The sequence below is a fragment of the Salinibaculum salinum genome (genome assembly GCF_037645885.1).
GTDB classification, from domain to species: Archaea; Halobacteriota; Halobacteria; order Halobacteriales; family Haloarculaceae; genus Salinibaculum; species Salinibaculum salinum.
Genome location: NZ_JBBENW010000048.1, coordinates 1 through 1,446, shown reverse-complemented (window position 1 = coordinate 1,446; position 1,446 = coordinate 1). Strand labels below are relative to the sequence as shown.

The following is a 1,446-nucleotide window of genomic DNA, read 5'->3' as shown; positions in this document are numbered from 1 at the left end:
CATCGGTTCTAGTTTAGTGGCGGTCAAAGCCGAACTCACCTCGTTCAACCTGCTCACGTAATCGATCTCTGTGTGGATTTGGATTTTGTGACGCCCACAGCAACAGCTCGTCCAAATCCGGCAGCTCGTAGCCCAAATCGACCATGAGATACAGCTGGATCAGATGAGCGTGGCGTTCAACGGCTAGCGAACAGCGACGGCGAGGAAGCCGCGACGCCGACGAGTCGGCGTCTGCGGCGGCTTCGGCCTCTCGCTGTCTTGCCTCAAGCGACCGCAACTCATCCACGATTACACGACTCATCATCAACGAAATCGCCGCCATAATGATTAGCGCCTCAATGATGTAGGTGTCAGTCGTGTTGATCTCGTCCAGGCCGAACCGTGACTTCAACTCCTTGAACAGCAGTTCGACCTCCCAGCGCGCCCGATAGAGCTGCGCGATATCGGGCGCGCTATAGTCGTCTCTGCCGAGATTCGTCAAGTAGAGATGGTACTCTTCGCTCTCCTCGTTGCGTAGGCCGACCAGTCGAAACGTCCGGGTCGCGCTGGCGCCCGACCCTCGCTTGCGCTCGAACGAGAGTGTGATTCGTACGTCGATTTCCTGTCGCTGCAGGTCGTCGAGGACGGCCTGCAGCGACTCTCCCTCCAGTGGGATGGAGTTACCCCGCCACGTCCGCAGTTCTTCGACGATCTCGAAGTTCGCGTCGTCTTTGACACGAGAGACGAACCAGCCGTCATTCTTGTCGATGCGGTCAAACAGCCAGAAATCGTAAAAGCCCAAATCAAGGAGGATGAGGGCGTCAGCTACCCACTCGCCGGTGGGTAGCTGACTCCGTTCATGAGTCGTCCCGTCGGTTGTGCGGAATCGTGTTGGGAGGCCGGTCGAGAGAGATTCTGTGAGGTGAAGTTTCAGTTCGGCTTGATCGTCGCCGGTTGCTGTGTAGATATCAGCGGCGTCTTGGTACAGCGAAACGATGGTTGCGTCGGCAATGAGGACGTCTCGAAAGCGTTCGAGACGCCCGTTCAAGTCGGCTCGTCCGGTATCGAGATTCTCGATAGCGTCATCGAGAATCTCTCGAAGGAGTGCAACGAAGCCTGGTTCGAACCAGTCGTGGAACGCCGCATAAGAGAGTTCGTCGCAGTCAGCCATCTCTACGTAGCGTTCGAGAAACGCCTGGAGAGAGCGGTCTGATCCAGCAGCGAAACCGAACGAAAGCGTGTAGAACAGTGCAACGATGTCGAACTTCCGCTCTCGTTGGACGAGACTCGTTGCGCGAGCGCGCTCGCGCAACTCGTCAGAGGGAAACGCTCTTTGAATCCGATCAACAATCACCGAATCCGGTGGTGAGTAGGGCATAACTCCCACCGGGTTTCTCAGACAGGTAGTTGCGACGGTCTCCAATCAGCAGATGGCGTGGTATTTCTCCACTAAACTAGAACGGATGG

At 56.6% G+C, this 1,446-nt stretch carries 1 protein-coding gene; it reads right to left on the bottom strand.

The window, feature by feature from the left end; genetic code table 11:
* Window positions 1-13: 13 nt before the first annotated feature.
* Entirely contained in the window at window positions 14-1,357 is a 1,344-nt protein-coding gene (locus tag WDJ60_RS18770) for an IS4 family transposase (RefSeq protein WP_417750482.1), read from the bottom strand.
* Window positions 1,358-1,446: the final 89 nt, after the last annotated feature.

What these genes read in the sequence shown, in the direction of transcription:
- WDJ60_RS18770 (WP_417750482.1), bottom strand. Translation starts at nt 1,357, where the DNA reads ATGCCCTACTCACCACCGGATTCGGTGATTGTTGATCGGATTCAAAGA.